Source organism: Mycobacterium sp. MMS18-G62, assembly GCF_053877835.1.
The window spans coordinates 4,216,109-4,241,799 of sequence record NZ_CM132662.1 but is presented as its reverse complement, the minus strand read 5'-3'; the positions used below and the strand labels follow the sequence as shown (position 1 = coordinate 4,241,799).

General features: G+C 65.5%; 27 protein-coding genes. 21 read left to right on the top strand and 6 right to left on the bottom strand.

Features of this window, described 5'->3' with window-relative positions; all coding sequences use genetic code 11:
- Position 1: 1 nt before the first annotated feature.
- Both ACWW36_RS21195 and ACWW36_RS21190 read left to right on the top strand, forming a co-directional pair.
- Positions 2–889: an oxidoreductase gene (locus tag ACWW36_RS21195; RefSeq protein ID WP_456137936.1), complete on the top strand. Its 888-nt coding sequence runs from the start codon at positions 2–4 to the stop codon at positions 887–889.
- A gap of 19 nt (positions 890–908) precedes the next feature.
- Complete coding sequence (locus ACWW36_RS21190) at positions 909–1,415, top strand: SRPBCC family protein (RefSeq protein ID WP_456137935.1); 507 nt, start codon at positions 909–911, stop codon at positions 1,413–1,415.
- Here ACWW36_RS21190 and ACWW36_RS21185 read toward each other — a convergent pair.
- Together ACWW36_RS21185 and ACWW36_RS21180 are read right to left on the bottom strand one after the other, a co-directional pair.
- On the bottom strand, positions 1,412–2,968 hold the full coding sequence (locus tag ACWW36_RS21185; protein WP_456137934.1) for an alpha/beta hydrolase: 1,557 nt from the start codon (positions 2,966–2,968) through the stop codon (positions 1,412–1,414). The genes ACWW36_RS21190 and ACWW36_RS21185 overlap by 4 nt on opposite strands.
- A gap of 6 nt (positions 2,969–2,974) precedes the next feature.
- A complete protein-coding gene (locus ACWW36_RS21180; protein WP_456137933.1) occupies positions 2,975–4,480 on the bottom strand; it encodes a carboxylesterase/lipase family protein in 1,506 nt (501 codons plus the stop codon).
- Between the two features lie 72 nt (positions 4,481–4,552).
- On the opposite strand from ACWW36_RS21180, the gene ypfJ reads away from it, so the two are divergent.
- From ypfJ to ACWW36_RS21155, 5 genes are read left to right on the top strand one after another with little or no spacing between them, the layout of a single operon-like run.
- Positions 4,553–5,440: a KPN_02809 family neutral zinc metallopeptidase gene (gene ypfJ / locus ACWW36_RS21175; protein WP_456137932.1), complete on the top strand. Its 888-nt coding sequence runs from the start codon at positions 4,553–4,555 to the stop codon at positions 5,438–5,440.
- Positions 5,433–7,079: a DUF885 domain-containing protein gene (locus ACWW36_RS21170; RefSeq protein ID WP_456137931.1), complete on the top strand. Its 1,647-nt coding sequence runs from the start codon at positions 5,433–5,435 to the stop codon at positions 7,077–7,079. The genes ypfJ and ACWW36_RS21170 overlap by 8 nt, the downstream gene beginning before the upstream one ends.
- Before the next feature lie 40 nt (positions 7,080–7,119).
- Entirely contained in the window at positions 7,120–7,797 is a 678-nt protein-coding gene (locus ACWW36_RS21165) for an MBL fold metallo-hydrolase (protein WP_456137930.1), read from the top strand.
- A complete protein-coding gene (locus tag ACWW36_RS21160; RefSeq protein ID WP_456137929.1) occupies positions 7,794–8,333 on the top strand; it encodes a DinB family protein in 540 nt (179 codons plus the stop codon). The genes ACWW36_RS21165 and ACWW36_RS21160 overlap by 4 nt, the downstream gene beginning before the upstream one ends.
- Positions 8,330–9,151, top strand: a complete 822-nt coding sequence (locus ACWW36_RS21155; protein ID WP_456137928.1) for a mycofactocin-coupled SDR family oxidoreductase — start codon at positions 8,330–8,332, stop codon at positions 9,149–9,151. Before ACWW36_RS21160 ends, ACWW36_RS21155 begins: the two co-directional genes overlap by 4 nt.
- A 100-nt stretch (positions 9,152–9,251) precedes the next feature.
- On the opposite strand, the gene ACWW36_RS21150 is transcribed toward ACWW36_RS21155, so the two are convergent.
- Positions 9,252–10,136, bottom strand: coding sequence for an acyl-CoA thioesterase (locus ACWW36_RS21150; RefSeq protein ID WP_456137927.1), 885 nt, complete (start codon positions 10,134–10,136; stop codon positions 9,252–9,254).
- Positions 10,137–10,212: 76 nt separating this feature from the next.
- Between ACWW36_RS21150 and ACWW36_RS21145 the strand changes: the two genes are divergently transcribed.
- The 4 genes from ACWW36_RS21145 to ACWW36_RS21130 all read left to right on the top strand — a co-directional run bounded on the left by ACWW36_RS21145 (position 10,213) and on the right by ACWW36_RS21130 (position 14,648).
- Positions 10,213–10,842 (top strand): TetR/AcrR family transcriptional regulator, encoded by a 630-nt coding sequence (locus ACWW36_RS21145; protein WP_456137926.1) that lies wholly within the window; start codon positions 10,213–10,215, stop codon positions 10,840–10,842.
- 111 nt (positions 10,843–10,953) lie between these two features.
- Positions 10,954–12,177 (top strand): amidohydrolase family protein, encoded by a 1,224-nt coding sequence (locus tag ACWW36_RS21140; RefSeq protein ID WP_456137925.1) that lies wholly within the window; start codon positions 10,954–10,956, stop codon positions 12,175–12,177.
- An 81-nt stretch (positions 12,178–12,258) separates the two neighbouring features.
- Entirely contained in the window at positions 12,259–13,395 is a 1,137-nt protein-coding gene (locus ACWW36_RS21135) for an acyl-CoA dehydrogenase family protein (protein WP_456137924.1), read from the top strand.
- Positions 13,392–14,648, top strand: coding sequence for an acyl-CoA dehydrogenase family protein (locus ACWW36_RS21130; RefSeq protein WP_456137923.1), 1,257 nt, complete (start codon positions 13,392–13,394; stop codon positions 14,646–14,648). The genes ACWW36_RS21135 and ACWW36_RS21130 overlap by 4 nt, the downstream gene beginning before the upstream one ends.
- Before the next feature lie 30 nt (positions 14,649–14,678).
- Here ACWW36_RS21130 and ACWW36_RS21125 read toward each other — a convergent pair whose 3' ends face one another.
- A complete protein-coding gene (locus ACWW36_RS21125; RefSeq protein WP_456137922.1) occupies positions 14,679–15,725 on the bottom strand; it encodes an Rv2578c family radical SAM protein in 1,047 nt (348 codons plus the stop codon).
- Between the two features lie 108 nt (positions 15,726–15,833).
- Here ACWW36_RS21125 and ACWW36_RS21120 point away from each other — a divergent pair, with 108 nt between their 5' ends.
- Both ACWW36_RS21120 and ACWW36_RS21115 read left to right on the top strand, forming a co-directional pair.
- Positions 15,834–16,460 (top strand): PadR family transcriptional regulator, encoded by a 627-nt coding sequence (locus ACWW36_RS21120; RefSeq protein ID WP_456137921.1) that lies wholly within the window; start codon positions 15,834–15,836, stop codon positions 16,458–16,460.
- 9 nt (positions 16,461–16,469) lie between these two features.
- Positions 16,470–17,696, top strand: coding sequence for an FAD-dependent oxidoreductase (locus tag ACWW36_RS21115; RefSeq protein WP_456137920.1), 1,227 nt, complete (start codon positions 16,470–16,472; stop codon positions 17,694–17,696).
- On the opposite strand, the gene ACWW36_RS21110 is transcribed toward ACWW36_RS21115, so the two are convergent.
- Positions 17,682–18,161, bottom strand: coding sequence for a hypothetical protein (locus tag ACWW36_RS21110; protein WP_456137919.1), 480 nt, complete (start codon positions 18,159–18,161; stop codon positions 17,682–17,684). The two genes, ACWW36_RS21115 and ACWW36_RS21110, sit on opposite strands and share 15 nt — an antisense overlap.
- Positions 18,162–18,338: 177 nt before the next feature.
- Here ACWW36_RS21110 and ACWW36_RS21105 point away from each other — a divergent pair, with 177 nt between their 5' ends.
- The 3 genes from ACWW36_RS21105 to ACWW36_RS21095 are packed head-to-tail and all read left to right on the top strand — an operon-like array spanning position 18,339 to position 20,177.
- The gene (locus tag ACWW36_RS21105; protein WP_456137918.1) at positions 18,339–18,926 is read left to right on the top strand and encodes a TetR/AcrR family transcriptional regulator; all 588 of its coding nucleotides are present in this window, start codon (positions 18,339–18,341) and stop codon (positions 18,924–18,926) included.
- Between the two features lie 10 nt (positions 18,927–18,936).
- Positions 18,937–19,824, top strand: coding sequence for a haloalkane dehalogenase (locus ACWW36_RS21100; protein WP_456137917.1), 888 nt, complete (start codon positions 18,937–18,939; stop codon positions 19,822–19,824).
- Between the two features lie 11 nt (positions 19,825–19,835).
- Positions 19,836–20,177, top strand: coding sequence for a gamma-glutamylcyclotransferase family protein (locus tag ACWW36_RS21095; RefSeq protein WP_456137916.1), 342 nt, complete (start codon positions 19,836–19,838; stop codon positions 20,175–20,177).
- A gap of 1 nt (position 20,178) precedes the next feature.
- On the opposite strand, the gene ACWW36_RS21090 is transcribed toward ACWW36_RS21095, so the two are convergent.
- On the bottom strand, positions 20,179–20,598 hold the full coding sequence (locus ACWW36_RS21090) for a hypothetical protein (RefSeq protein ID WP_456137915.1): 420 nt from the start codon (positions 20,596–20,598) through the stop codon (positions 20,179–20,181).
- A gap of 245 nt (positions 20,599–20,843) precedes the next feature.
- Here ACWW36_RS21090 and urtA point away from each other — a divergent pair, with 245 nt between their 5' ends.
- Genes urtA through urtE form a run of 5 tightly spaced genes read left to right on the top strand, consistent with a single transcriptional unit; the run spans position 20,844 to position 25,599 of the window.
- Positions 20,844–22,109 carry an urea ABC transporter substrate-binding protein gene (gene urtA / locus ACWW36_RS21085; RefSeq protein WP_456137914.1) on the top strand — a complete coding sequence of 422 codons (1,266 nt, stop codon included), beginning with the start codon at positions 20,844–20,846 and terminating at the stop codon, positions 22,107–22,109.
- Position 22,110: 1 nt separating this feature from the next.
- Positions 22,111–22,995 (top strand): urea ABC transporter permease subunit UrtB, encoded by an 885-nt coding sequence (gene urtB, locus ACWW36_RS21080; RefSeq protein ID WP_456137913.1) that lies wholly within the window; start codon positions 22,111–22,113, stop codon positions 22,993–22,995.
- Positions 22,992–24,092: an urea ABC transporter permease subunit UrtC gene (urtC, locus tag ACWW36_RS21075; RefSeq protein ID WP_456137912.1), complete on the top strand. Its 1,101-nt coding sequence runs from the start codon at positions 22,992–22,994 to the stop codon at positions 24,090–24,092. The genes urtB and urtC overlap by 4 nt, the downstream gene beginning before the upstream one ends.
- The gene (gene urtD / locus ACWW36_RS21070; RefSeq protein ID WP_456137911.1) at positions 24,089–24,907 is read left to right on the top strand and encodes an urea ABC transporter ATP-binding protein UrtD; all 819 of its coding nucleotides are present in this window, start codon (positions 24,089–24,091) and stop codon (positions 24,905–24,907) included. The genes urtC and urtD overlap by 4 nt, the downstream gene beginning before the upstream one ends.
- Positions 24,907–25,599: an urea ABC transporter ATP-binding subunit UrtE gene (urtE, locus tag ACWW36_RS21065; protein ID WP_456137910.1), complete on the top strand. Its 693-nt coding sequence runs from the start codon at positions 24,907–24,909 to the stop codon at positions 25,597–25,599. The genes urtD and urtE overlap by 1 nt, the downstream gene beginning before the upstream one ends.
- Positions 25,600–25,691 lie beyond the last annotated feature (92 nt).

The window sequence follows — 25,691 nt, the reverse complement described above, 5'->3', positions numbered from 1 at the left end:
CGTGGGCACCAGCATTGCGCTGATCGGACCGGGCGCCATCGGTGCGACGGTCGCGGCTTATCTGCACAGAGCCGGCAATTCCGTCCTGCTGTGCGGGCACACTCCGCGGGACTCGATCGAGGTGCGCCCCGACGACCACGAACCGATCACGCTGCCGGGCCCGGTGCACACCGACCCTGCAGAGGTCGACGGCCCGGTGGACGTGGTGTTCATCGCCGTCAAAGACACCCAGAACGAGCAGGCCGCCGGATGGCTTGCGCGGCTGTGTGACGAACGCACCGTGGTGTGCGCGTTGCAGAACGGCGTCGAGCAGGTCGAACGTGTGGGCCGGTTCTGCCCGTCGTCGACCGTCGTGCCAGCCGCGGTGTGGATCTCGTCGGAGGTGCAGCCGCAACGGTGGGTCCGGGTGCGCACCGAGCCGAGGCTGGTGCTGCCGGACACCGACGCGGCCGCGACGCTCGCGGAACTCCTTCGAGGTGCCGGCGTGGCCGTCGAACTCGACCCCGACTTCGTCACCGCCGCGTGGCGCAAGCTGCTGGTCAACGCGGCGGTGGCCGTCATGGTGCTGACAGGCCGGCGAGCCGGCGTCTTCCGCCGCGACGACATCGCCGCACTGGGCCGCCGCTATCTCGCCGAATGCCTCGCCGTGGCCAGGGCCGACGGCGCCAACCTCGGCGACCAAGTCGTCGACGAGATCATCGACATGCTGGCCAAGTCCCCGACCGACATCACCACGTCGATGCTCACCGACAGGGAGGCGGATCGCGCGCTGGAGTGGGACATCCGCAACGCCGTGATTCTGCGCAGGGCCGCCGTGCACGGGCTCGAGACCCCGATCAGCGAGGTCATCGTGCCATTGCTCGCCGCGGCGAGCGACGGACCGGGCTAGACACCGTCCTCTACTGTGTATGGCCATGCACGCATGTGAACGCGTCGATCTGGATTTCATCGACAACGCGCCGTTCCGGTTCGTCAGCACGGTCGACCTGTCGATCACGCCCGAGCAGCTTTTCGAAGTTCTTGACGACGCGGAGTCGTGGCCGCAGTGGGCAACGGCGATCACCAAGGTGACGTGGACCAGCCCGCAGCCGCACGGTATCGGCACCACGCGGACGGTGGACATGCGCGGCGGCATCGTCGGCGACGAAGAGTTCCTGGCCTGGGAGCCCCACTCGCACATGGCTTTTCGGTTCAACCAGGCGTCGACCGGCAGCATCGCGGCATTCGCCGAGGATTATCGGATTGTGCCTACGGCAAGCGGCTGCAACCTGACGTGGGTGATGGCGATGAAACCGAAAGGTGTTGCCGCGCGCCTCGGGATGACGCTTGGCCGGCCCGTGATGGCGCGAACCTTCCAGAAGTTCCTGTACAACCTGCGCGGCTACACCGAGAAGCGTTTCGCCAACACCGGCTAACCCGTCTGAAACGGTGGAACAGTAAGCGTCGCAACGCAATCGGCGTTGTACTCGGCCGGATTGTCGAGGAAGCTTCGCATCACGGAAAGAAAGCAGTCGGCAGCCTCGGACGTGTTGAGCGCCACCTCATGGCCGGTGCCGGGGAAGACGTAGTGGCGTGAATTCGGCAACGTCTGACCGGCCTCCTCGGCCAACGGCGGCGGCGTCGCGGAATCGAAGCCGCCGCTGGCCAGCAGGGCCGGCACGTCGCTGCGGACCGGCTCGAAGACCGACGACGGTGCCGCGGGCACCGACCACTGCTCGCAGTCGCTGAACAGCGTCGGCACCTGCGCGGGCAGCTTCAAGACTGCGTCGGGAAAATCCGGTAGCGCCTGCTTGCCCGCGGCGAGCACCTTCTCGGGGCTGGTACGCGCCACGGCTTCGCGGCACAGCACGCTGTACATCACGCCGTGGCTGAGGATGTTGGGTGGCGTGACCGCCGCGAGCGCCTGGGCCACGTCAGTCGGATCGCCGGTGGCCAGCTTGTGGATCATGGCCGGAATGCGGGCCAGCTGACCCGGCGTCTGGGCGGCGGCCACCACGACGCCACTGGCGAGTTTGTACCCGTCGACGACGACGTCGGTGGGTGTGCCGCCGACATCCACGGTCACCCGGATCGGGCTGGCCGACAGCTCGTTGACCATGCGGGTGAACTCCGCGCGCGCATCCGGAAACGCCTCGCCGCAGGCCGGGTCGGCCGCGCACCCGTCGAAGATCGCCGCGAAGCTCTGCGCCGCCCAGTCCCACCCTGATTCGACGATGTTGGCCGGTGGCGGCAACACGGAATCGAGCACCACCGACCGGATGCCGTCGGGACGGTCACGCAGCACCTGTAGCGCAAGGTCGGTGCCGTACGAGAGGGCGTAGATGTTCCATTGGTCGATGCCCATCGCGGTGCGCAGGTCGGCGACGTCGGCAACGCTTTCGGTGGTGTTGTAGGCCGCGACGTCGATGACGTCCTTGGCGATTCTGTCGCGGCATGCCCGCACGGCCGCCGCGCTCTGTTGCGCGTAGGCAGGGTTCTCCGCGCCGATTCCGACTGCCTTGACGAGGAATTGGTCGACTTCCGGGCACGCCAGGAACGGGTCGTCCTTCATCGTGCCGCGCTGGCCAAGCAGAATCAGATCGCGGTCGAGCTGCCAGTTGTCGAAGTTATGGAACAACGGTGTGCCGCCGGGACCGCCGGCAAGGTAGAGCACGGGATCGGGCTTGGGGTCCGGTGATGTCGTCTTGAGGGTCACGACGACGAGCTTGATTTTCCTGCTGTTCGGATCGGCGCGGTTCTGGGGCACGGTCAGGTAGCCGCACTCCACGCCGGGTCCGAGGTCCAGCTGCGGCAGGCCGGTGTAAATGGGGTTGGGGCACGGCGCTTTTGCGTACGAGGCGGCAGGCGGCGCAGGGCGCGGGACGACACTGGTCGTGCTCGACGTCCCGCCGGAAGGCCCGCCCTGCCCGCACCCCGCGAGCAGCACGACGCCGAGCAGGCCGATCAGACGATGCACCAGAAATCTCATGGCAGATCAGTACAGTCCGGCCCACGCCTTGCGCCGCTCGGCGTCGGGATCAGAGACCACCGTGTCGCGGGCGGAACCGATGATGCGGGTGAACCGGTTGTCGGTGTCGTACACGGGCCAATCGTGCCCATTGGACCAATGGATTTCGCGTGTATCCCAGCCCTTGGCCGCGAAGTCCAGCCACGCCCGCTGCATGCGCCTGCCGACGGACGGCTGCAGTCGCCGCCCGAGCGGATGCAGCTTGCGCCCGATGAACGAGGCGTAGCTGTGCTGGATGTGCACGATCTCGCTGCCGTGGGTGGCGCCCAGACCAAGCATCCGCAGGCTCCAGCCGAAATGGTCGAACCGGTACATATGCGTGGGCGCATGCGCGCAGTAGGCGTCGGCGAACGCCCACGCCGGCCCGCCGAACATCACGTCGGAGCCGAACGCCACCAGCGCCCTGCGTCGCGGGTAATCCGGATACGCGGCCAGCACCCGCTCCCTGGCGTCGGGTGCGACGCGGTCGAAGTAGGCGTCGATGGACGCCGGGGTGGTCGGCAGCATCGGCGGCTTGGTCCACGCGAACATCGAGGCCTCGTGGCTGTTGGTGCCGATGATCAATGGGACCCGGTTCAGCGTGCCCGCGCGGGCGGCGTCCACCGGATGGCTCGGCAGCAGGTCGACGCCGTAGGTCAGCCCGTAGGCGAGCGTCGGCGTGCTCGAGGAGCTCTTCAGCTGCTGCCGTCCTGCGGCGCGGCGCAGATCCCGTTGCGGCAGCCCTTTGACCTCAGCCGCGCTGACGCCGAGCCGCTGCAGAAACTCGTGGGCGCGCTTGGCCCGCACTTCACGGTCGGCGATCAGCGGCAGCGCGGGACTCTGCGCGATCGCACGACTGAACAAGCCGTCCGCCGCAGGACTGGCCAACAATGCGAGCACCGACGTCGCACCGGCCGACTCGCCGAACACCGTCACCCGGTCCGGGTCTCCCCCGAATGCGGCGATGTTGTCCCGGATCCAGCGCAGGGCCGCGAGCTGATCACGCAGCGCGAGGTTGTCGTCGAAGCCGTCACCGAGGTCGGACAGCTCGAATCCACCGAACACCCCGATCCGGTAGGTGACGTTGACCACCACCACATTTCCGTTGGCGGCCAGCCGCGAGCCGTTGTACAGCTGGAACTGCCCGGCGCCGTAGACGAACGCCCCGCCGGGAATCCATACCATCACCGGCAGCGAGCCGCTGGTATCCGGCGACCACACGGTCAGTGTCAGGCAGGCCTCGTCACGAACCTTCGGGTCGTCGCGGCCTCCGCCGACGAACGACTTGCTCTGCGGGGGCAGCGGTCCGTGTTCGAGCGCATCGCGCACACCGCTCCACGGCTCGGCTGGGGCGGGCGCCAGAAACCGGCGCTCTCCCACCGGTTGTTCGGCATACGCAACGCCACGCCACACCCCGACGCCGCCTTCGGTCGTGCCGCGCAGATCTCCCAGGCTGGTGTGCACGACGGTCGAATGTCCGACGACGACTGCCACGCCTAAATCGTAGTGTGCAAAGCTGGACTCACCTGTGTTCGAACAGGGTGTGGCGACCGACGGAGCGGTGCAATGACCTTCAACGAGGGTATGCAGATCGACACGAGCAACATCTCGACGGGCGGTGGCGGCGGGCCTGGTCGAGGGATCGCCATCGGTGGCGGGCTCGGCGGGTTGGTGATCGTGGTTGTCGCGCTCTTCCTCGGCATCGACCCGAGCTCGGTGGTACCCGAACAACAGCAGATCGGCACCGGAGGCGTCGAAGCGCCCGGATACGACTTGAGCCACTGCAAGACCGGGGCCGACGCGAACAAGTATGTGGAATGCCGCGTCGTCGCAACGACGAACTCGGTGGACGGCGTCTGGAACCAGCTGCTGCCCGGTTACACCCCGCCGCACACCACGCTGTTTCACAATCAAGTTCAAACCGGTTGCGGACCAGCGGACACCTCGGTAGGCCCGTTCTACTGCCCGGTCGACAAGACCGCCTACTTCGACACCGACTTCTTCCAGGTGCTCGTCGACCAATTCGGTTCCAGCGGTGGGCCGTTGGCCCAGGAGTACGTCGTCGCTCATGAGTATGGCCACCACGTACAAGATCTGAAGGGTGACTTGGGCCGTGCTCAGCAGGGAGCGCAAGGCGCTCAGGGTAACGGCGTGCGCACCGAACTGCAGGCGGACTGCTATGCCGGTGTATGGGCGCATTACGCGTCGATCACCAAGCAGGAAAGCACCGGGGTGCCGTTCCTTGAGCCGTTGAGCGACAAGGACATTGCCGATGCGTTGTCGGCGGCGTCGTCGGTGGGCGACGACCGCATCCAGAAGGAGGCGACCGGCCGCGTGAATCCTGAGTCCTGGACCCACGGATCCTCGGCAGAGCGGCAGAAGTGGTTCACCGTCGGCTACCAGACTGGTGACCCCAACAAGTGCGACACCTTCTCAACGAACGACCTTGGGTAGGCCGCCCACGGCCGTAGACGCCGTCGCCGAGCGCTACCTCGATGTGTTCGCCGCGCTAGACCCTTGCGCGGCAACCGAAATGGGGATACTCGGCCATGACGACGAGATCACCGACTACTCCCCCGACGGCATTACGGCTCGCGTCGAGGCGGCACGGTCCACACTGTACGAGCTCGATCGCACGACCGCGGTCGACGATGTCGACCACGTGACGATCGCGGCGATGCGCGAACGACTCGGCCTGCAGATCGAATTGCACGACGCCGGGATCGGCGTGGGCGAACTCAACGTGATCGCGTCCCCGCTGCAGTCGATGCGTGACGTGTTCGATCTGATGCCGACGGACACCGACGAGGACTGGGCGGTGATCGGTCGCAGGATGTCGAAGCTGCCCGACCGCGTCTCCGGCTATGCCCGCGCATTGCGCGCACGGGTTGCGGCCGGGCATGCGCCTGCCGCGCGACAGGTTTCCCGCGGTATCGACCAGGCCGGTCAAATCCAGCGGCTCTTCGTCGAGATGGTCGCCGACGCGGTACCCGGCAATGCGGCACTGCACGACGACCTGCAGCGTCACGCTGCGGCCGCCGCTGACGCCTACCGCGGCCTGGCAACCGTGTTGCGCGACGAGATAGCCCCGCACGCGCGCAAGGAGGACGCGTGCGGCCGGGACGCCTACCGGCTTCTGTCGCGCGAGTTCCTCGGCACCACCGTCGACCTGGATGAAACCTACGAGTGGGGCCTGGCTCGGCTGGAAAGCATTGTCGCCGAACAGGAATCGATTGCCCAGCGGCTCTATCCAGGTGCCGGCGTCGGCGAAACCCTGCGACGTCTCGACGACGAACCGCGCTACCTGGTGCACGGCACCGATGCACTGCAGGCGTGGATGCAGGACCTGTCGGACCGAGCCGTCGAGTCGCTTGCCGACACGCATTTCGACATTCCCGTGCCGCTGCGCTGGTTGGAGTGCCGGATCGCGCCAACGCACACCGGCGGCATCTACTACACCGGGCCGTCCGAGGACCTGTCACGGCCGGGCCGGATGTGGTGGTCGGTCCCGCCAGGGGTCGACACGTTCCGCACCTGGCAGGAAACGACGACGGTGTTCCACGAAGGGGTGCCCGGCCACCACCTGCAGATCGGCAGGGCGGTGGTGAACGCCGGCCGGCTGAACCGGTGGCGGCGGCTGGGGTGCTGGGTATCGGGGCACGGCGAGGGCTGGGCGCTGTACGCCGAGCGCTTGATGGCCGAACTCGGCTGGCTCGACGATGCCGGCAACCGAATGGGAATGCTTGACGCCCAACGCTTCCGGGCAGCGCGCGTGGTCCTCGACATCGGCGTGCACTGTGGCCTTACCGCACCGGACGGCGGCCAGTGGGACGCCGAGCGCGCATGGGTGTTCCTTCAGTCGCACAGCGCGATGAATGAAGAGCATCTTCGGTTCGAGCTGGACCGGTACCTGGGTTGGCCCGGTCAGGCGCCGTCGTATGCGATCGGGCAACGGATCTGGCAGCGGCTGCGCGACGACATGCTCGGCCAGGGAATGTCGCTGAAAGACTTCCATGGCCGGGCACTGGATCTCGGCGGGCTTCCGCTGGACGTGCTGCGTTCGGCGCTGGTCGGTGATTTCGCCAGCAGCTGATTGGCTTTGGTTGCCCGCGGCCGCGTCCTAGCGTCGGGTCATGGAATCTGTGGCGGTTACCCCCAGCCTGACGATGTTGCGTGTCAACGGCTGGCAGGTCTACGTCTGGCGCGACGGCGATTCGGTGACGCTGATCGACACCGGGGCGCCCGGATCGGGAGCAGAGATCCTCTCGACGGTGCCGGGCGTGGACCGCATCGTGTTGACCCACGGCCATGTCGACCACACCGGGTCCGCCGCCGAGCTGCGTGAGGCGACCGGTGCGACTGTCATGGCCGGCGCGGGCGATACGGCCGAGATCCGGGCTGGCTCGGCGGTGCCGCCACCGGTGTTCGAGGACTGGGAAGTGCCTATCCATCAACGGGTTTCCGTCGGCCTGCCCGATACGGCTCCTCCTGCGGCCGTGGATCGTGAACTGCGCGACGGCGACGTGCTCGACTTCGGCGGCGGTGCGCAGATCCTGTCGATTCCCGGCCACACCGCGGGCAGCATCGCGATCCATCTGCCACGTCACGGCGTGCTGTTCACCGGTGACACCGTCGCCAACGTCGGCACCATCATGCTGGGCACGTTCAACCAGGACCGAGCGCAAACGGTGGCGTCGTTTCAGCGTTTGGCGGGGCTCGACGTCGAAACCGCGTGCGTCGGCCACGGCGACCCGATTTCTTCGCAAGCCGGCGCCCGGATGCGCGAGGTGGCTGCCACACTGATTCCGTGACCCCTGAGCCCATCGAGCCGGACACCAAGGACTGGACGTGGGTGTTGTCGAGCCCGTGCCCGGAGTGCGCCTTCGATGCGGCGTCGGTGCATCACACCGAGGTCGCCGATCAGATCCGCGACGACGCAGCCGACTGGGCCCGCCGACTCGGCGAGGCCGGTGTTCGCACGCGACCCCGGCCCAATGTGTGGTCCACGCTGGAATACGGCTGCCATGTGCGCGACGTCCACCGCATCTTCAATCACCGGGTCCGCCTCATGCTCGACGAGGATGACCCGCAATTCCCCAACTGGGACCAGGACGAGACCGCGATCGCCGACGACTACGCCGCCCAGGACCCCGCCGCCGTCGCGACCGAATTGTTCGATGCCGCAAGCGTCGCGGCCGACACCTACGCCAACGTCCCCGCCGGCGCGTGGTCGCGGCGCGGATTACGCAGCAACGGCAGCGAGTTCACCGTCGCGACGATCTCGATATACCACCTACACGACATCGTGCACCACGCGTACGACGTCACAAGGAGTTACTCCACATGACCGATACACCATTGGCAGGCAAGGTCGCCTATGTGACGGGAGCCGCACGCGGACAAGGCCGTTCGCACTGCATCCGGTTGGCGCGTGCCGGCGCCGACGTCGTCGCGATCGACGTGTGCGGGCCGGTCGCCGAACACAACGGCTATCCGCCGGCCAGTCTCGAGGACCTTGCCGAAACCGTGGGCCTCGTCGAAAGCGAGGGCCGCAAGATTCTTGCCGACCATGTCGACGTCCGAGACGCCGAGGGTCAGCAGCGGGTGGTGGCCAATGCGATCGAGACTTTCGGGCGGCTCGACATCGTGGTGGCCAACGCAGGCGTGCTGAATTGGGGCCGGCTGTGGGAGATTTCAGCCAAGCAGTGGCAGGACATCATCGACATCAACCTGACGGGTCTGTGGAACACCATCAAGGCGGTCGTGCCGCCGATGATCGAGGCAGGCAACGGCGGGTCGATCATCGCGATCAGCTCAGCGGCAGGCATCAAGGCCGTCCCCGGCTGCGGGCACTACTGCGCCAGCAAGTTCGGCGTCGTGGGGCTGACCAACTCGCTGGCGGTCGAGCTCGGCGAGTTCGGTATCCGCGTCAACTCCGTGCATCCGTACGGCACCGACACGCCGATGGGTAACGACCTGTCGATGTACAAGGTGTTCCAGGACCACCCGAACTACATCCACAGCTACTCGCCAGGCGCGCTCCCGACCGATTCGCTCGCTGCCCCGGACTTGATCTCCGACATCGTCGTGTGGCTGGCCAGCGACGCATCGTCGTTGGTGACCGCGGCCCAAATTCCCGCGGACAAGGGCTATCTCAAGATCTAGAGCCGCGCACACGGAGGACACAAGCGGCGAGCGCGCAGCCAGGTACGCAAAATCCGGCGCCACGCGTACATGGCTGCGCGCTCGACGAATTTTTGTCGCCCTAGAGCCGCGACTGCGACTTGATCTTTGTTTCGCTTTCGCGGAACGGGCGGATCAACGCGTCTTGTGAGAAGGAGGCGATCAGCTCACCGTCTTCGGTGTGCACCGTCCCGCGCACATAGGACATGCCGGCACCGACCTGGGTGCTCTCGTGGCTGTAGAGGAGCCAGCCGTTCCACGTGACCGGCTCGTGGAAGCTCACCGTGATCGTCAGCGGGGCGGTGGCCACCGTCAGGTGAGATTGTGCGGTGCCGATCCCCTCGTGCGCACGCATCGTCGTCGAAATACCAAGGTGGCCGGTGAAATACGCGACCAACGCCTTCGCGAGGTCGTCGCGAGTCGGGATCGGGTCGTAGTGCAGCCACGCGTAGATCTCCGGCGGCCCCACCTCGTCGGGGCTGTTGACGTCGACGACGTCGACCAGGCGCAGTTCGCGCCCGATCATCGGCATCTCCGAGACGTTCGCGTCCGCGGGCGACGCGACTTCCGGGCGGGGCAGGTGATGACGGATCACGTCGCCCGTCGGGATATCCGCGAGCATCGTCATCGTGATGCAGCGCTTGCCGTTCTGCTTCGCCGCCACGACCGCGGTGGCCGTCGACCGGCCCTCGCTGACGACGTCGATCTCCAACTCGACCGGGCCGGCGCTGACCATGACCGCGCGGGCGAACACCGCGTGGACCGAGCGGATGGATTTGTCCGGGAATCGTTTCGCCACTGCGACGATCGCCTGCGCGACTACCTGGGTGCCCTCCACGACCTGCCGCTCATCCTCTGCGGCGATACCGGTCTCGGCGATGTAGCGATCCGGTCCGTCAGCCTTCACGTCGAACAGATCGAGCAGTCTCTGAACGGTCCACTGCGTCTGCGCTGAGTCTGTCGTCATGGGACGGAACAGTAACCGAGCTTCTGCAAAAGCGGTAACGTCATTACCGACAAACCACCCGATCCGGAAGGTCCTCATGGCGAAGTCGAGCGGTCAAGCAGACGCCGCTGTCGACGCCGAGTCCCGCGCCAAACGCTTCATGAGGTCGGCGCTGGCGATCCTCGGCGAAACAGGACGCACCGACTTCACCGTGCTCGAGGTCGTGGAGCGGTCAAAGACCTCGTTGCGCTCCTTCTACCAGCACTTCTCGACCAAGGACGAGCTGCTGCTGGCCTTGATCGACAACATCATGTCCGAGTCGACCAAGAAGTGGCGCGAGGATACGACCGGCCTGGAGAGCACTGCGGCCCTGTGTGTGCTCATCGACCGCATCTGCAAGCCCGCCCAATCGAGCACCCAAGATCGAGTCAACCGCGGCCTGACCGACTACAACGACCATCTCGCCGAGACGCTGCCGCGCGAATACGCCCGTGTCCTTTCGCCTTTGCACGAGCTGATCAAGGACATCATCAACCGCGGCATCAACGAGGGCACGTTCCGCAGCGGCCTCGACGTCTCCGCCACCGCCGCGCTCATCATGCAATCGGCACTGGGCGCCATGCGGCTGCAAGTCCTCGGAGCGGAATTGAACGGCGTCCCTATCGACGCCGACCACATCTACGACTTCTGCGTGGGTGGGCTCCTCGCCCGCCGCGACCCCGTCTGACCTGCGCAATACCGAAGCCGAAAATCCGTCTGCCAGGGGTGGTGTTTATGCTGGTCCAGACGTGGTAATGTCATTACCACCAATAGGCAATGCGACTTCCAGGAGACGAACATGGCGGCACGCCAGCTTCCCTATCCGGTGTTCGACGCCGACAACCACTTCTACGAGCCCAAAGAGGCGCTGACGAAGTTCCTGCCGGATCACCGCAAGAACGTCATCGACTACATCGAGGTCCGCGGCCGCACCAAGATCATGGTGCGCAACCAGGTCAGCGACTACATCCCGAACCCCACCTTCGAGGTCGTCGCCCGGCCAGGCGCTCAGGAGGAGTACTTCCGGCACGGCAGCGGCGGCAAGAGCTTCCGCGAGGTGATGGGCAAGCCGATCAAGGCGATCCCCGCGTTCCGCGAGCCCGCGGCACGGCTGGAGGTCATGGACTCCCTTGGCCTGGACTACTCGCTGATGTTCCCGACCCTGGCCAGCCTGGTCGAGGAGCGCATGAAGGACGATCCCGAGCTGATCCACGACGTCATCCACGCACTCAATGAGTGGATGTACGAGACATGGCAGTTCAACTACGAGAATCGGATCTTCTCGACTCCGGTGATCACGCTGCCGATCGTCGACCGCGCCCTCGAGGAACTCGAGTGGTGTCTGGAGCGCGGCGCGAAGACCGTGCTGGTTCGGCCGGCACCGGTGCCGGGCATGCGTGGCACACGCTCGTTCGGCCTGCCGGAGTTCGACCCGTTCTGGCAAGCCTGCGTGAAGGCGGGTATCCCGGTGTCGATGCACGCCTCGGATTCCGGTTATGCCGAATACCTCAACGACTGGGAGCCGGCCGACGAGTTCCTGCCGTTCAAGCCGACCGCGTTCCGGATGGTCTCGATGGGTAAGCGGCCGATCGAGGACTCGATGGCGGCCTTGGTCTGCCACGGTGCGCTGTCCCGCAACCCCGATCTGCGCATCCTGTCCATCGAGAACGGCGCGGACTGGGTGCCCTACCTGTTCAAGCAGTTCGAGAACACCTACAAGAAGATGCCGCAGGAGTTCCCGGAAAATCCGATCGAGGCCTTCAGGCGCGGTGTCTACGTGGCCCCGTTCTGGGAGGACGACTTCGCCAAGATGGCCGAGCTCTGCGGCGTCGACCGGGTGATCTTCGGTTCTGACTGGCCGCATCCAGAGGGCTTGGCCGAGCCCACCAAGCTGATCGACGACCTGCAGGGTCTCGATGAGGAGGGCCAGCGGAAGGTCATGGGCGGCAACATGATCGACCTGTTCAAGGTGCCCAACAAGATCGTCCACAACCCCGACGTGCCGGAACTGGTCCTGGCCTGACCGTACGGCTGATCGTCGCGAACGTGCGTGTCGACTCGTTGGCACGCACGTTCGCATTACATTGAAAGCGAGCTGGGTGCCGTGACCGAAGCCGCCTCCCCCGAACGATTGTTGTTCGCCTCGACGACCCAGTCGTTCCTCGACAAGGAAGCGTCGCTGACCCGGCTGCGCCAACTGCACGAGGCCGGCATCGCGTTTGAGCCTGACTGGTGGCGCCGCGCCGCAGAGCTTGGTTGGACAAGCCTGCTGGTTCCCGAGGAGCTCGGCGGCGGCAGCGTGTCGGGCGACGGCGTGGCGGACCTGGCGTTGGTCGCGGAGCTGGCGGGCAGAACCGTCGCCCCCGGCCCGCTGCATCCCGTCAGCACCGTGCTCGCCGGGTTGGTCGAGGCGCCCGAAAACCACGAGGACACAATCGAATCCCTGGTGTCCGGCGAGGCGGTCGCGTCGTGGGCGGTGTATGAGCCGGGCAAGCCGTGGTCACCGCTGGATGCCACGGTCACCGCGACACCAACCCCGTCGGGTTATCGCATCGACGGTGTCAAGGACCGCGTCGAGGCGGGCGCGGAAAGCACGGTGCTGCTGGTGGTCGCGCAATGCGACGGAGTCCCCCGCCAATTCCTGGTGCCGACGGATGCGCGAGGCGTGCGCGTCGAGCCCCAACGGTCGATCGACATGGTCAAGAGTTATGCCCGAGTGCATTTCGATGGCGTGGATGTCGCTGAATCCGCCGCAGTGGGTACCGCGGATCAGACCGCCGGCCTGATCGCGCGCCAGAGCCAGATCGCACAAGTGCTTCAGTGCGCAGAGGTGGTCGGCATCCTGGATACCGTGCTGGACTTCACGATCCAGTGGGGCTTCGACCGGCATTCTTTCGGTCGTCCACTGGCCTCCTACCAGGCGCTCAAACACAAGTATGCCGATCTGAAGATCTGGTTCGAGTCCTGCCGCGCGACGACGAACGCGGCGGTCGCGGCCGTGAGCCGACGATCACCCAGCGCCGAAATGGCGGTGAGTGTGGCGAAATCCTATGTGGGAGAACATGCTCCGGGCATGCTGCAGGACTGCGTCCAGTTGCACGGCGGCATCGGCGTGACCTGGGAGCACGACCTGCACCTATACCTGCGTCGCGTCACGCTGTACCGGTCGATGTTCGGCACGCCCGAGGACCACAACCTGCGGGTCTATGACCTCACTAAGCAATTGGAGCCCGCCTCATGACGGAGGCCACATCGGTGACCACCGAAACTACCGAATCGGTAGAGGAATTCGCCACCCGGGCCCGGGCATGGCTGGCGGAGAACTTGCCGTCGATCGATCCGAACAACCCGCCAGAACACGACCGGGGTGAAGAGGCGCCGTGGCTGCGGGCGCGCGAACTTCAAAAGAAGTTGTGGGAAGGCGGATTCGCGGGTATCTGCTTCCCGCGCGAATACGGCGGGCTCGGTTTGCCCATCGCCTACCAGAAGGCCTTCAACGACGTATCGCGCAACTACGAGCTGCCGATCATCCTCAACACGCCGACATTCACTATTTGCGCGGCGACGATCCTCGACACCGGCTCGGAAGAGCAGAAGCACAAACACATTTCGGCCGTGCTGCGTGGCGACGAGGTGCTCGTCCAGCTGTTGTCGGAACCCAGTGGTGGATCGGATCTCGCGGGTGTCATCACCCGCGCCGACCGCGTCGGCGACAAGTGGGTGATCAACGGTGCGAAGACCTGGAGCACCAGCGCGTTCGCCGCTGACTATGGCTTGATGCTGGCCCGCACGAATTGGGATGTGCCCAAGCACGAAGGCCTGACGATGTTCCTGGTGCCCATCAAGAGCCCTGGAATCACGTTGCGGCGCATCAAGCAGGTCAACGGCTCGGTCGAGTTCTGCGAGGAATTCTTCGACAACCTCGAGTTGGGCGACGATGCTGTCGTCGGCGAGGTCGACGGCGGTTGGCACGTCGCGTCCCGACAGCTCTATCACGAGAGGCGAGCCGTCGGCGGGGGCTCGGAATTCGCCAGCGGCGTTGGCGCCGAAGGCAAGTCCGATGTGCCCATCGACTACGTCGCCCTGCTGGAGAAAACCGGTCAGGCCGACAACGAGCATGCCCGTGTGCTGGCTGGGCGGGCGCTCGTGCACCGCGCGGTGCGTGAGCAGCTCATCGACCACGTCTATCACGGTGTGCTCGACGGTTCACTACCACCGGCGGCGGGTTCGATCATTCGCGTCACGCACGCCGAGGTTCATCATCTGGAATTCGACACCGTGCTTGCGATCACCGGAAGCGCCGGCGTGGTCGACCTTGATGATGACCTGATCCGCTATGGCGAGCGATACCTGTCGCGTCAGGCCGCTGCCCTCGGTGGCGGCACCACGGAGATCGCGAAGAACATCATCGGTGAACGGGTGCTTGGCTTTCCGCGTGAGTACGCCGCCGATCGCGGCGTGCCGTTCAATCAGGTCAAGCGCAACAAGAGCTGAGACGTCGATCTCGCAGCACTTTCGGCGCGGCTAGAACAGCGTCGGCTCGAGGACCTCGGCAGGCGGTGTCGCTGTGGCATCCACGGCACGGAACGACCGGCGGTCCGGCGCCAGCCCATACTTGGCGACAAGCGGCGTCACCCTGTCGTGCAGCATCTTCTTGTAGTCCGACGGCAAATACGCACCGCGCCGGTACAACTGGCGATACTCGGACACCAGCTCGGGATGCGACCGCGCCAACCATGCCATGAACCAGCCGCGCGTCGAGCCGCGTAGATGGAGCCCGAATACCGTGACGCCCGTCGCGCCCGCGTCGGCGATCTGGCGCAGTAGTTCGTCAAGGTGATCGACGGAATCCGTCAATCGCGGCAGGACCGGCGCCACCATGACGTGACAGCCCAATCCGGCGTCGCGGATGGCGGCAATCAAGCCCAGCCGGGCCTGCGGCGACGGCGTACCGGGTTCAACGTCCTTGTGCAGCTCCGCATCTCCGACCGCCAGTGATACCGCGACGCTGACGTCGACTCGGCGTGCCGCCTCGGCGATCAGCGGAAGATCCCGGCGCAGCAGCGTGCCCTTGGTGAGGATCGAAAACGGTGTGCCCGAATCGGTCAGCGCGCCGATGATCCCTGGCATCAGCGCATACCGGCCCTCGGCCCGTTGATAGGGATCGGTGTTGGTACCCAGTGCGACGGTTTCGCGGTTCCACGACGGCCGATGCAGTTCGCGACGCAGCACATCGGCCACGTTGGTTTTGACCACGACCTGGGTGTCGAAATCCGTCCCGCAGTCGAGATCGAGGTACTCGTGCGTCGGCCGCGCGAAGCAGTACCGGCATGCGTGCGAACAGCCGCGGTACCCGTTGACGGTGTAATTGAACGGGAGCATCGACGGAGCCGGGCGGCCGGCGACATTGGGCCGAGCGTTCGGGACCTTGTTGAGCGCGGACTTACACAGCACCTCGTGAAAGGTGATGCCCTCGAACTGCGGCGTGCGCACGCTGCGGACGAATCCGATCCGCTGCAGGCCAGGCAGGGCGCCATCGTCGACGCTGACACCCTGAGCGTCCCACCGCATACTCCTATTCGAACTGACGTTCGATGCGATGTCAAGGTAATTACCGCCTTGTGTCGGGATACTCGCACACGTATATTCGTCGACGAGTATTCGATGGACGGGGATCTGATGGCAGACAAGCGCAAGGTGGGGAATCTGCTGGCACTGGCCGTGCTGGCCACTGTGGTGCAGCGCCCGATGCACCGGTATGAGATGGCCTCGGTGATGCGGGCCCGCGGCAAGGACCGCGACATGAACATCAAGTGGGGCTCGCTCTACACGGTCGTGCAGAACCTCGAGAAAAACGGCTACCTCGAGCAGATCGGCGTCACCCGGCAAGGCGCCCGACCCGAACGCACGGTGTATCAGATCACCGACGCCGGCCGCGACGAACTGATCGGGTGGACGCGTGACCTCATCGCGGAACCCGAGGCCGAGCACACGCGATTCGTGGCGGGGTTGTCCGTGCTGGCGGTGCTCCCCCCGCAGGACGTCGCAGCCCTGCTGCGCCAACGGGTGCAGCGACTGACCGATTCGCTCGACTCGCTGCGCCGCGAACTCGAACAGGCCGCCGCCGTGCCGCGGCTGTTCCTCATCGAGGACGAATACCGCATCGCGATGACCCACGCCGAAATCGAATGGACGACGTCGCTGCTCCACGAACTGACGGCCGGCACGTTCCCGCATCTCGACGCGTGGCGCAAGTTCCATGAAACCGGCGAAATGCCAACCGAATTCGCTGACCTCGAGAAGTAAGGAGACCACATGCCCGCAGCACAGACGGCTCTCGTGATCGGCGGCGGTATCGCCGGCCCCGTTGCGGCCACCGCACTGACCATGGCTGGCATCGACACCGCCGTGTACGAAGCCCGCCCTGCCGATCCGTCATCTGTCAGCGGTATCGGGGGCTCACTCGCGCTGGAGCCCAATGGCTTGGCCGCCTTGCGCATCGTCGGCGCCGACGACGCAGTGCGTGCCGTCGCGATCCCGATCACCCGGTCGGTGATGTCGATCGCCAGCAGGGCAGGCCACGAGATGCCTGTGCCACCGGGGCTTCCGCCACGGCAGCTGGTCGATCGCGGCGCTCTGCATCGTCTTCTCCATGACTGCGCGCAGCGTGCCGGCGTGCGAATCCACCACGGTAAGAGACTGATTCGCGTCGATGAACGGCCCGACGGCGTCACCGCTCATTTCGCCGACGGCAGTAACGCCAGCGCCGACGTGCTGATCGGCGCCGACGGTGTGCACTCAAAAGTGCGCGGAATTGTCGATCCCCACGCCCCCGACGCCCGCTACCTCGGCCTGCTCGGGTTCGAAGGGCTGGTCGATGATGCCCCCGATACGTCAGCCCTCGAGCCCGGCTCGATGACGTTCGCGTTCGGCCGCCGCGCGTACTACCTGTACTGGAAGCGGCCCGACGGCCGGATTGGCTGGGGCGCGAATCTGCCGTCGCCGCAATACCTCAGCCTGAAGCAGGCGCGTGCGGTGGCGGCCGAGGACTGGCTGCACACGCTCCGCACCACCTACGCCGACGACGTGCCCGGTGCGCGGCTAGCGGCGGAGACGACGAGCGAAACGTTACAAACGGTCGGCGCGCTGCACATCATGCCGCCGGTCCCCCACTGGCACCGCGGGCGCATGGTGCTCGTCGGCGACGCCGTACACGCTCCGTCGAACAGCACGGGCCAGGGCGCGTCGCTGGCGATGGAAAGCGCGATCCAGTTGGCTCGCTGCCTGCGCGACCTGCCCGACGTGTCGTCGGCATTCGAGGCCTATGAGCGGCTGCGGCGCCCCCGCGTGGAGAAGATCGCTGCCCGCGGTGCCCGCATCAGCCACGCCAAGGCGCCGGGACCAGTCGCGCAGCGCCTGATGCGAGTGATGCTGCCGCTGATGGTCAAGACGATGAATCTCGAGAAGACGATGGGCGCCGAACAGCGATACACCATCGACTGGAACGCGCCGATGCAGGAGGACATCTCAATACGCGCGTGAGGTAAGCCCCGAACGCTCGCCGGGACCGCGGCGCAGCCCCCACGCCGCCACTGCCAGAGCCGCGAGTCGCACCAGATTGCCGCGATGCCACGTGGTGATCAGTGCCCGGCGTTCGGTGGCGGTCAGGGGTGTTGGACTTTTCAACAGCCGTAGATTCACGGTTCGCACGAGGTACGCGGTCAGCGCTGCCGCGGATGCCGTGCCAGCCGCGGCCGTGGCAGTCAGGCGCCTGTCGCCACCGGATCGCCAGTCGTCGGCCAGAGCGACACCGGTGGCCACGAAGGTAATGGGTGCCGCGGGGAGGTAGTACCGAAGCGGGCTGCCCGCGCTCAACAGCCCCGGCTCTCGGTTGGGGTGCGCGTCCGCAAGCAGCGAGGGCACATCCACCACGGCCTCGTAGACATTGCCGAGTATCCAATGGAGTTGACCGAGCCGGGCCACGGCAACCCATCGACCTCGTTTCATATCGATCACCCTCCTGCGATTGCCAGTTGTCGCCAAACCCCATCACACGTCAAACCACGTCTCGGATTCTCCCCGGTGTTGAAGGACGCGGACCGGGTTTTGCCAGACGCGTCGGCGCATAAAGACATCTCAAATCATTCGCATGATGTCCGTCATGCGGATAACATGATGGTCATCATGCGAAATCCCGCGGGCGCACGCGCTGAGAGCAAGCAACAATCGCTGGAGAAGATCCTCGACGCCGCCGCCCGCCGGATCCGCGAGGAGGGACTCGACGGGGCGGCGATAGTGCCGGTGATGCGCGACGCCGGGTTGACGCATGGCACGTTCTATTCGCACTTCGCCAGCAAGGACGATCTAGCTAGCGCCGCATTTTCGCGGGCCATCACCACGGGCCGTGCGCATTGGATCAAGCCACGTCGGGGCGAGCCGTGGAGAGAACGGCTGACCGGCCTGGCCAAGCGCTACCTCACCACCGCTCATCGCGACGACCTTTCTACCAGTTGCGGATTCGCGACACTGAGCTCCGACGCGGCGCATGGCTCCGAGCAGTTCCGCGCCAGCTACGAACGTGAACTACGCACGTCGCTCGCGGCGATTTGCGATGGCGACGACCAGCGCCTCGACGATGCGATCGCGTTGATGGCGATCTGTGTCGGCGGGATGGCGCTGTCCCGCGGGGTGGTCGACCCCAAGTTCTCGACGCGGATACTGCGGGTCGCCAGGGACGCCGCCGCCAAGCTCGCAGACAACCAATCAGATTGAGGAGGAAGCCATGCCGGGAACCAAGCCGTACGGACAGCTGCAGTACAAGGAGATCAACGGCAAGCGGATGTCCTATATCGATGAAGGCCAGGGAGATGCGATCGTTTTCCAGCACGGCAACCCCACCTCGTCGTATCTGTGGCGCAACGTGATGCCGCATCTGGAAGGGATGGGCCGGCTTGTCGCCTGCGATCTGATCGGCATGGGCGGCTCGGACAAGCTCGACGACTCCGGCCCTGACCGCTACCACTACGCCGAACAACGCGACTATCTGTTCAAGTTGTGGGACGAACTCGATCTTGGCGACCGCGTGATCCTCGTCCTGCACGACTGGGGTTCTGCGCTGGGCTTCGACTGGGCGAACCAACACCGTGACCGTGTGGCCGGCATCGCGTATATGGAAGCGGTTGCGATGCCGATCGATTGGACAGATTTTCCCGAGCCCGTCAAGGCGGTCTTTCAAGGCTTTCGGTCGCCGCAAGGCGAAGGGATGGTGCTGGACAACAACATGTTCGTCGAGGCGGTTCTGCCGGGCGCTATTCAGCGCACGCTGAGCGACGAGGAGATGAATCACTACCGCAAGCCGTTCCTCAACCCCGGCGAGGATCGACGTCCGACGCTGTCATGGCCGCGCAACATCCCGATCGAGGGTGAACCCGCCGACGTCGTCGGCATCGTCACGGAGTACGGGGAATGGTTGGCGCACAGCGACGTTCCGAAGCTGTTCGTCAAGGGCGAACCCGGCGCGCTGGTGCGTGGACGCGTGCTCGATTTCGTGCGCACGTGGCCGAACCAAACAGAGGTATCGGTGCCGGGAGTGCACTTCGTCCAGGAGGACAGCCCTGACGAAATCGGCGCTGCCGTGGCGTCGTTCGTGCGGGCGGTGCGCGCCGCGTAATCTTTCGCGGCGTGACGGAACTTCTGTTCTCCTACGGCACGCTGCGCCAGCCCGAAGTACAGCGGGCGACATTCGGTCGCGAGATCGACGGACGGCCCGACGCCATCGTCGGCTACGACCTGGACTACGTCACCATCACCGACCCGCACGTCATCGCCACCAGCGGCAGCGACCGCCATCCGATCCTCAAGCCGACGGACCGTCCCGGGGCCGCAGTCGAGGGCACCGTGTTCGCAATCAGCGCCGAGGACCTTGCCGCCGCCGACGAGTACGAGGTCGACGATTATCGCCGCGTCGCCGTGCCGCTGCGGTCAGGCGATCAGGCCTGGGTCTACGTATTCGCCAGCGGCTAGTTCACCACTGCGAGAGCTGGCACTGCAGGTTGTACGGAGCGTCCTGCTGCACAACCGTCTGACCGTCGACGGCGATCTCGCAGTGCGGATTCGGTGCCCCCTGCCCGCCGTGCGTGGTGCTGCTGACGGTCAGGATCGCCCATTGCGGATCCGCGAGCGTGGTCTCGAACACCCACGGCGTGTCCGGTCCGACGTTGATGGTCTCTCGTTTCACGAACGAATACGCGTCGGCGTTGTAGGCCGCCTTGCTCGGAGGTTGCGTCGTCAGATAGAAGAGGTCGAAATCCGCACCACCGGCTGACGTGAGCGTGTACCGCACCTGGTGACCGGCCGGATCAGCGCTCGATGTGCCATGACTTAGCGCAATTCCAGCGGCGGCCACCGCCAACGCCGCCCCAACCCTGGCTGTCGTTGTTCGCATGTTCGTCACATCGCCGCACCGTACCGGATCGTTACAACACCCGTCACACAGCTACCGCGCGGCAAATGAACTGCAAACAAACTCGCCCTTGCCACAGGTTAATTTGTTCGTCACACACAGACATTTCGCAGAAACACCGGCGCTCTAACGTCCCGATTCGACGTCCCAAAGGGTGTCTTAACTTTCGCGCTCCCGCAGTCGCCCGTCTTCCCAATGAGCGCTGCTGACATTCAGAAAGGCTGTTCATGCGACTTCCACGACGCTCGTCGTTGACAAGGTCGGCCCTAGCTGCGGGAAGTGTCGTCACCGCGACCAGCCTCCTGTTGTCCGGCTGCGGAAGCAAGGCCAACCAGACCGATGCGGCAAACGCCAAATCCTGCGTCGACACCTCGGGCCCGACCATCAAAGTGGGCGCGCTGAATTCGCTGTCGGGCACCATGGCGATCTCGGAAGTCACGGTGCGCCACGCGATCGATTTGGCCGTCGAGCAGATCAACGGCGCGGGCGGTGTGATGGGCAAGCAAATTCAACTCGTCGGCGAGGACGGCGCATCCGAACCGACGGTGTTCGCCGAAAAGGCCGAAAAACTGATCAGCAGTGACTGTGTGGCGGCCGTGTTCGGCGGATGGACCTCATCGAGCCGCAAGGCGATGCTGCCGGTCTTCGAGGGCGCCAACTCGCTGCTGTACTACCCCGTGCAGTACGAGGGTCTGGAGTCGTCGAAGAACATCTTCTACACCGGCGCCACCACCAACCAGCAGATCGTCCCCGCGCTCGACTACCTCAAAGAGAAGGGCATCAAGTCGCTGTATCTGGTCGGCAGCGACTATGTGTTCCCGCAGACCGCCAACCGAATCATCAAGGCGTACGCGGCAGCCAACGGCATCGAGATCAAGGGCGAGGACTACACGCCGCTGGGCTCGACCGACTTCTCCACGATCGTCAACAAGGTGCGCGGTTCGAATGCGGGTGCGGTGTTCAACACCCTCAACGGCGACTCCAACGTCGCGTTCTTCAAGGAGTACACCAACGCCGGCCTGACGCCGCAGAAGATGCCTGTGGTCTCGGTGTCGATCGCCGAGGAAGAGGTGACGGGCATCGGCGCGAAGAACATTGAGGGCCAGTTAACGGCGTGGAACTACTACCAGACTGTCGACAACCCTGTGAATAAGGCGTTCGTCAAGGCCTACAAGGACAAGTACGGCGCCGACAAGCCGACGTCGGACCCGATGGAGGCCGCCTACGTCTCGCTCTACCTTTGGAAGAACACCGTCGAGAAGGCGAAGTCGTTCGACGTCAAGGCGATTCAGGACAACTGTGGTGGGGTCACGTTCGACGCACCCGAGGGCCTGGTCACCATCGACGGCGACAACCACCACATCACCAAGACCGCGCGGATCGGCGAGATCCACCCCGACGGCCTGATCTACACGGTCTGGCAGTCGCCCGGGCCGATCAAGCCGGACCCATACCTGAAGAGCTACCCCTGGGCCGCGGGTCTCTCCAGCTGAGATGGATGTCCTGATCGGACAGCTGGCGACGGGATTAAGCCTCGGCTCGATCCTGTTGCTGGCCGCTCTGGGGTTGTCACTGACGTTCGGCCAGATGGGCGTCATCAACATGGCGCACGGCGAGTTCATCATGGCAGGCTGCTATACGGCCTACGTCGTGCAGCAGGTCGTGTCCAGTTCCGGTGTATCCCTGCTGATTTCGCTACTGGTCGGCTTCGTGGTTGGCGGGGCGATGGGTGCGCTGCTCGAGGTCACGCTCATCCGGCGGATGTATGACCGTCCGCTGGACACGCTGCTCGTCACGTTCGGCGTCGGGCTGATCTTGCAGCAGGTGGCCCGCGACATCTTCGGAGCTCCCGCGGTCAACGTCGGTGCGCCGTCGTGGCTTTCCGGCGGCATGGACATCCTCGGCGCCGTGGTGCCCAAGACACGCATCTTCATCCTGGTGCTCGCGGTGGTGTGTGTGGCGGTGCTGGCCACGGTGTTGAAGGTCAGCCCGATGGGGCGTCGCATCCGTGCCGTGGTGGCCAACCGCGACCTCGCCGAAACCAGCGGCATCTCCTCCCGGAAGACCGACATCACAACGTTTTTCATCGGCTCCGGCCTTGCCGCGGTGGCGGGTGTGGCGTTGACGTTGATCGGCTCGACCAGCCCGACCATCGGGCAGAGTTACCTGATCGACGCGTTCCTGGTCGTCGTGGTCGGCGGTCTGGGCCAGATCAAGGGCACCGTCATCGCGGCATTCGCACTGGGCTTCTTGAACTCGTTCATCGAGTACAACACGACCGCGTCGCTGGCCAAGGTGATCGTGTTCGTGATCATCGTGATTTTCCTGCAGGTTCGCCCGCAGGGTCTGTTCACGGTGCGCACAAGGAGTCTGGTGTGAGGTCACTTGTTGGCCGCTGGCAGACATGGGCGGGTTTCGGGGTCGCGGCGGTGGCGCTGTTCGCAGCGGCGCCTGCGGTGTTGTCCGACTTCAGGCTCAGCCTGCTCGGCAAGTTTCTGTGTTATGCGATCGTCGCTGTCGGCATCGGATTGGCCTGGGGCCGTGGCGGCATGCTGGTGTTGGGCCAGGGGGTGTTCTTCGGCCTCGGCGGCTACATGATGGGCATGCATCTGAAGATCGCCGATGCCGAACTGCGCGGCGACAAGGTGCCCGACTTCATGCAGATCGCGGGTGTACGCGTATTGCCCGCGTACTGGGAGCCGTTCGCCTCCCCCGCGTTCACGCTGTTGGCGATCGTGCTGGTGCCGACGGCGATCGCGGCGGCGCTGGGCCTTGGCGTGTTCAAGCGCCGGGTCAAGGGCGCGTACTTCGCGATCCTGTCGCAGGCGCTGGCGGCCGCGTTGGCGATCCTGCTCGTCGGGCAGACCAGCATCGGTGGCAGCAACGGGCTCAACAGGTTTCGGACGTTCTTCGGGTTCACGCTCAACGACCCGGTGAACCGGCGGATGCTGTACTTCATCGCCGCGGCGGTCCTGCTTCTGGTGGTCGCGGTGGTGCGCCAGCTGATGCAGAGCCGCTACGGCGAACTACTGGTCGCCGTGCGCGACGGCGAGGAGCGCGTGCGCTTCCTCGGTTACGACCCGGCGAACATCAAGGTCGTCGCCTACACCGTCGCCGCGTTGTTCGCCAGCATCGCCGGTGCGCTGTTCGCGCCGATCGTCGGGTTCATCGCGCCGTCGCAGGTCGGCATACTCCCGTCGATCGCGTTCCTGATCGGCGTCGCGATCGGCGGGCGCACCACACTGCTCGGCCCGGTGCTGGGCGCGATCGGCGTGGCCTGGGCGCAAACGTTGTTCTCCGAACGCTTTCCGTCGGAGTGGACCTACGCACAGGGCGTGCTGTTCATCGTCGTGGTCGGCTTCTTCCCCGCCGGTCTGGCCGGCCTGGGTGCGCTCGTTCGCCGACGGCGCAAGGCCAAGCCCGCGGCCCCCGCCCCTGAGCCCGAACTCGAGCCCGAGAAGGTGCCGGCGTCATGACCGTCGTTGAGCCGGTCGCCGGCGGCAACGTCGGCATGGGTACCGAGTACCTCGAAGTGCGTGGGTTGACGGTTGATTTCGACGGGTTCAAGGCGGTCAGCGACGTCGACCTGACCCTGTTCCAGGGCGATCTGCGCTTCTTGATCGGGCCGAACGGGGCAGGCAAGACCACAGTGATCGATGCGATCACCGGGCTGGTGCCTGCAAGCGGCTCGGTCAGCAAGTCGGGTGTGGAGCTACTCGGCAAGAAGGTGCACAAGATCGCCAGGCTCGGGGTGGGCCGGACATTCCAGACGGCAAGCGTTTTCGAGCAGCTGACGGTGCTGCAGAACCTTGACATCGCCGCGGGCGCGGGCCGATCGCCGTTGACGCTGCTTCGTCGGCGGCGTGGTGTGCTGCCGTCCATCGAGGACGCGCTGGAGACAACCGGGCTGACCGCGTTGGCCGATAGGCCTGCCGGGGTGCTGGCGCACGGCCAGAAACAGTGGCTGGAAATCGGCATGCTGCTCGTACAGAACGCGGACGTGCTGCTGCTCGACGAGCCCGTCGCGGGCATGAGCCACGAGGAGCGGGAGGAGACGGGAAACCTGTTGCGCCGCATCGGTGCCGAGCGCACGGTGGTCGTCGTCGAACACGACATGGACTTCATGCGCGCGTTTGCCACCTCGGTGACCGTGCTGGCACGCGGGCAGGTGATCGCCGAGGGCTCGGTGGCCGAAGTCCAGGCCAATCCGAAGGTGCAGGAGGTCTATCTCGGTACCGCGGCCGCGGGAGCTGAAGGCATCCCCGACGAACTCATCGAGGAGAGCTCCTGATGCTCCAGCTTGTCGATGTCCATGCGGGCTATGGACGCTCAGAAGTCATTCACGGCGTGAGCGTGGAAGTGCCCTCCGACGGCGTGGCCGCGGTGATGGGTCACAACGGTGCAGGCAAGACCACCCTGCTGCGGGCGGCGGTCGGACTGCTGAAATGCACTGCGGGCAAGGTGCTTTTCAACGGTGACGACATCACGAAGTTGCGGCCGAGCGCACGAGTGGCGCGCGGCTTGGCGTATGTGCCGCAGGGCCAGCAGTCGTTCGGCCAGCTGACGACGGCGGAAAACCTTCAAGTCGTCGCCGACGGGCGGAAGAACGGCAAGGCGCTGATCGACGAGCAACTCGACCTGTTTCCTGCTCTCACGGAACTGCTGTCGCGGCGGGCGGGTCTGCTGTCCGGTGGCCAGCGTCAGCAGTTGGCGATCGCCCGCGCGCTGATCACGTCGCCGAAGTGTCTGATTCTCGACGAGCCGACGGAAGGCATCCAGCCGTCGGTGGTCGCCGAAATCGAAGCTGCGATCACCACATTGACCCGCCGCGGAGATCTCGGCGTGCTGCTCGTCGAGCAGCACATCGGCTTCGCGCTGGAATCCTCGCAGCGGTATTACATCCTGGAGGCCGGCCGCGTCACGTCGTCCGGCACCGGCGGATCGGCTTCCGAGGCCGACGTCCGCGCCGCCATGGCCATCTAGGCATCAGGGCTCACCTCCTTCGGCGAGCGTGCATGTATGTACACGACACGCCGAGCAAAACTGTACAAATGCGCACGCTCGCGGGCTCGTGA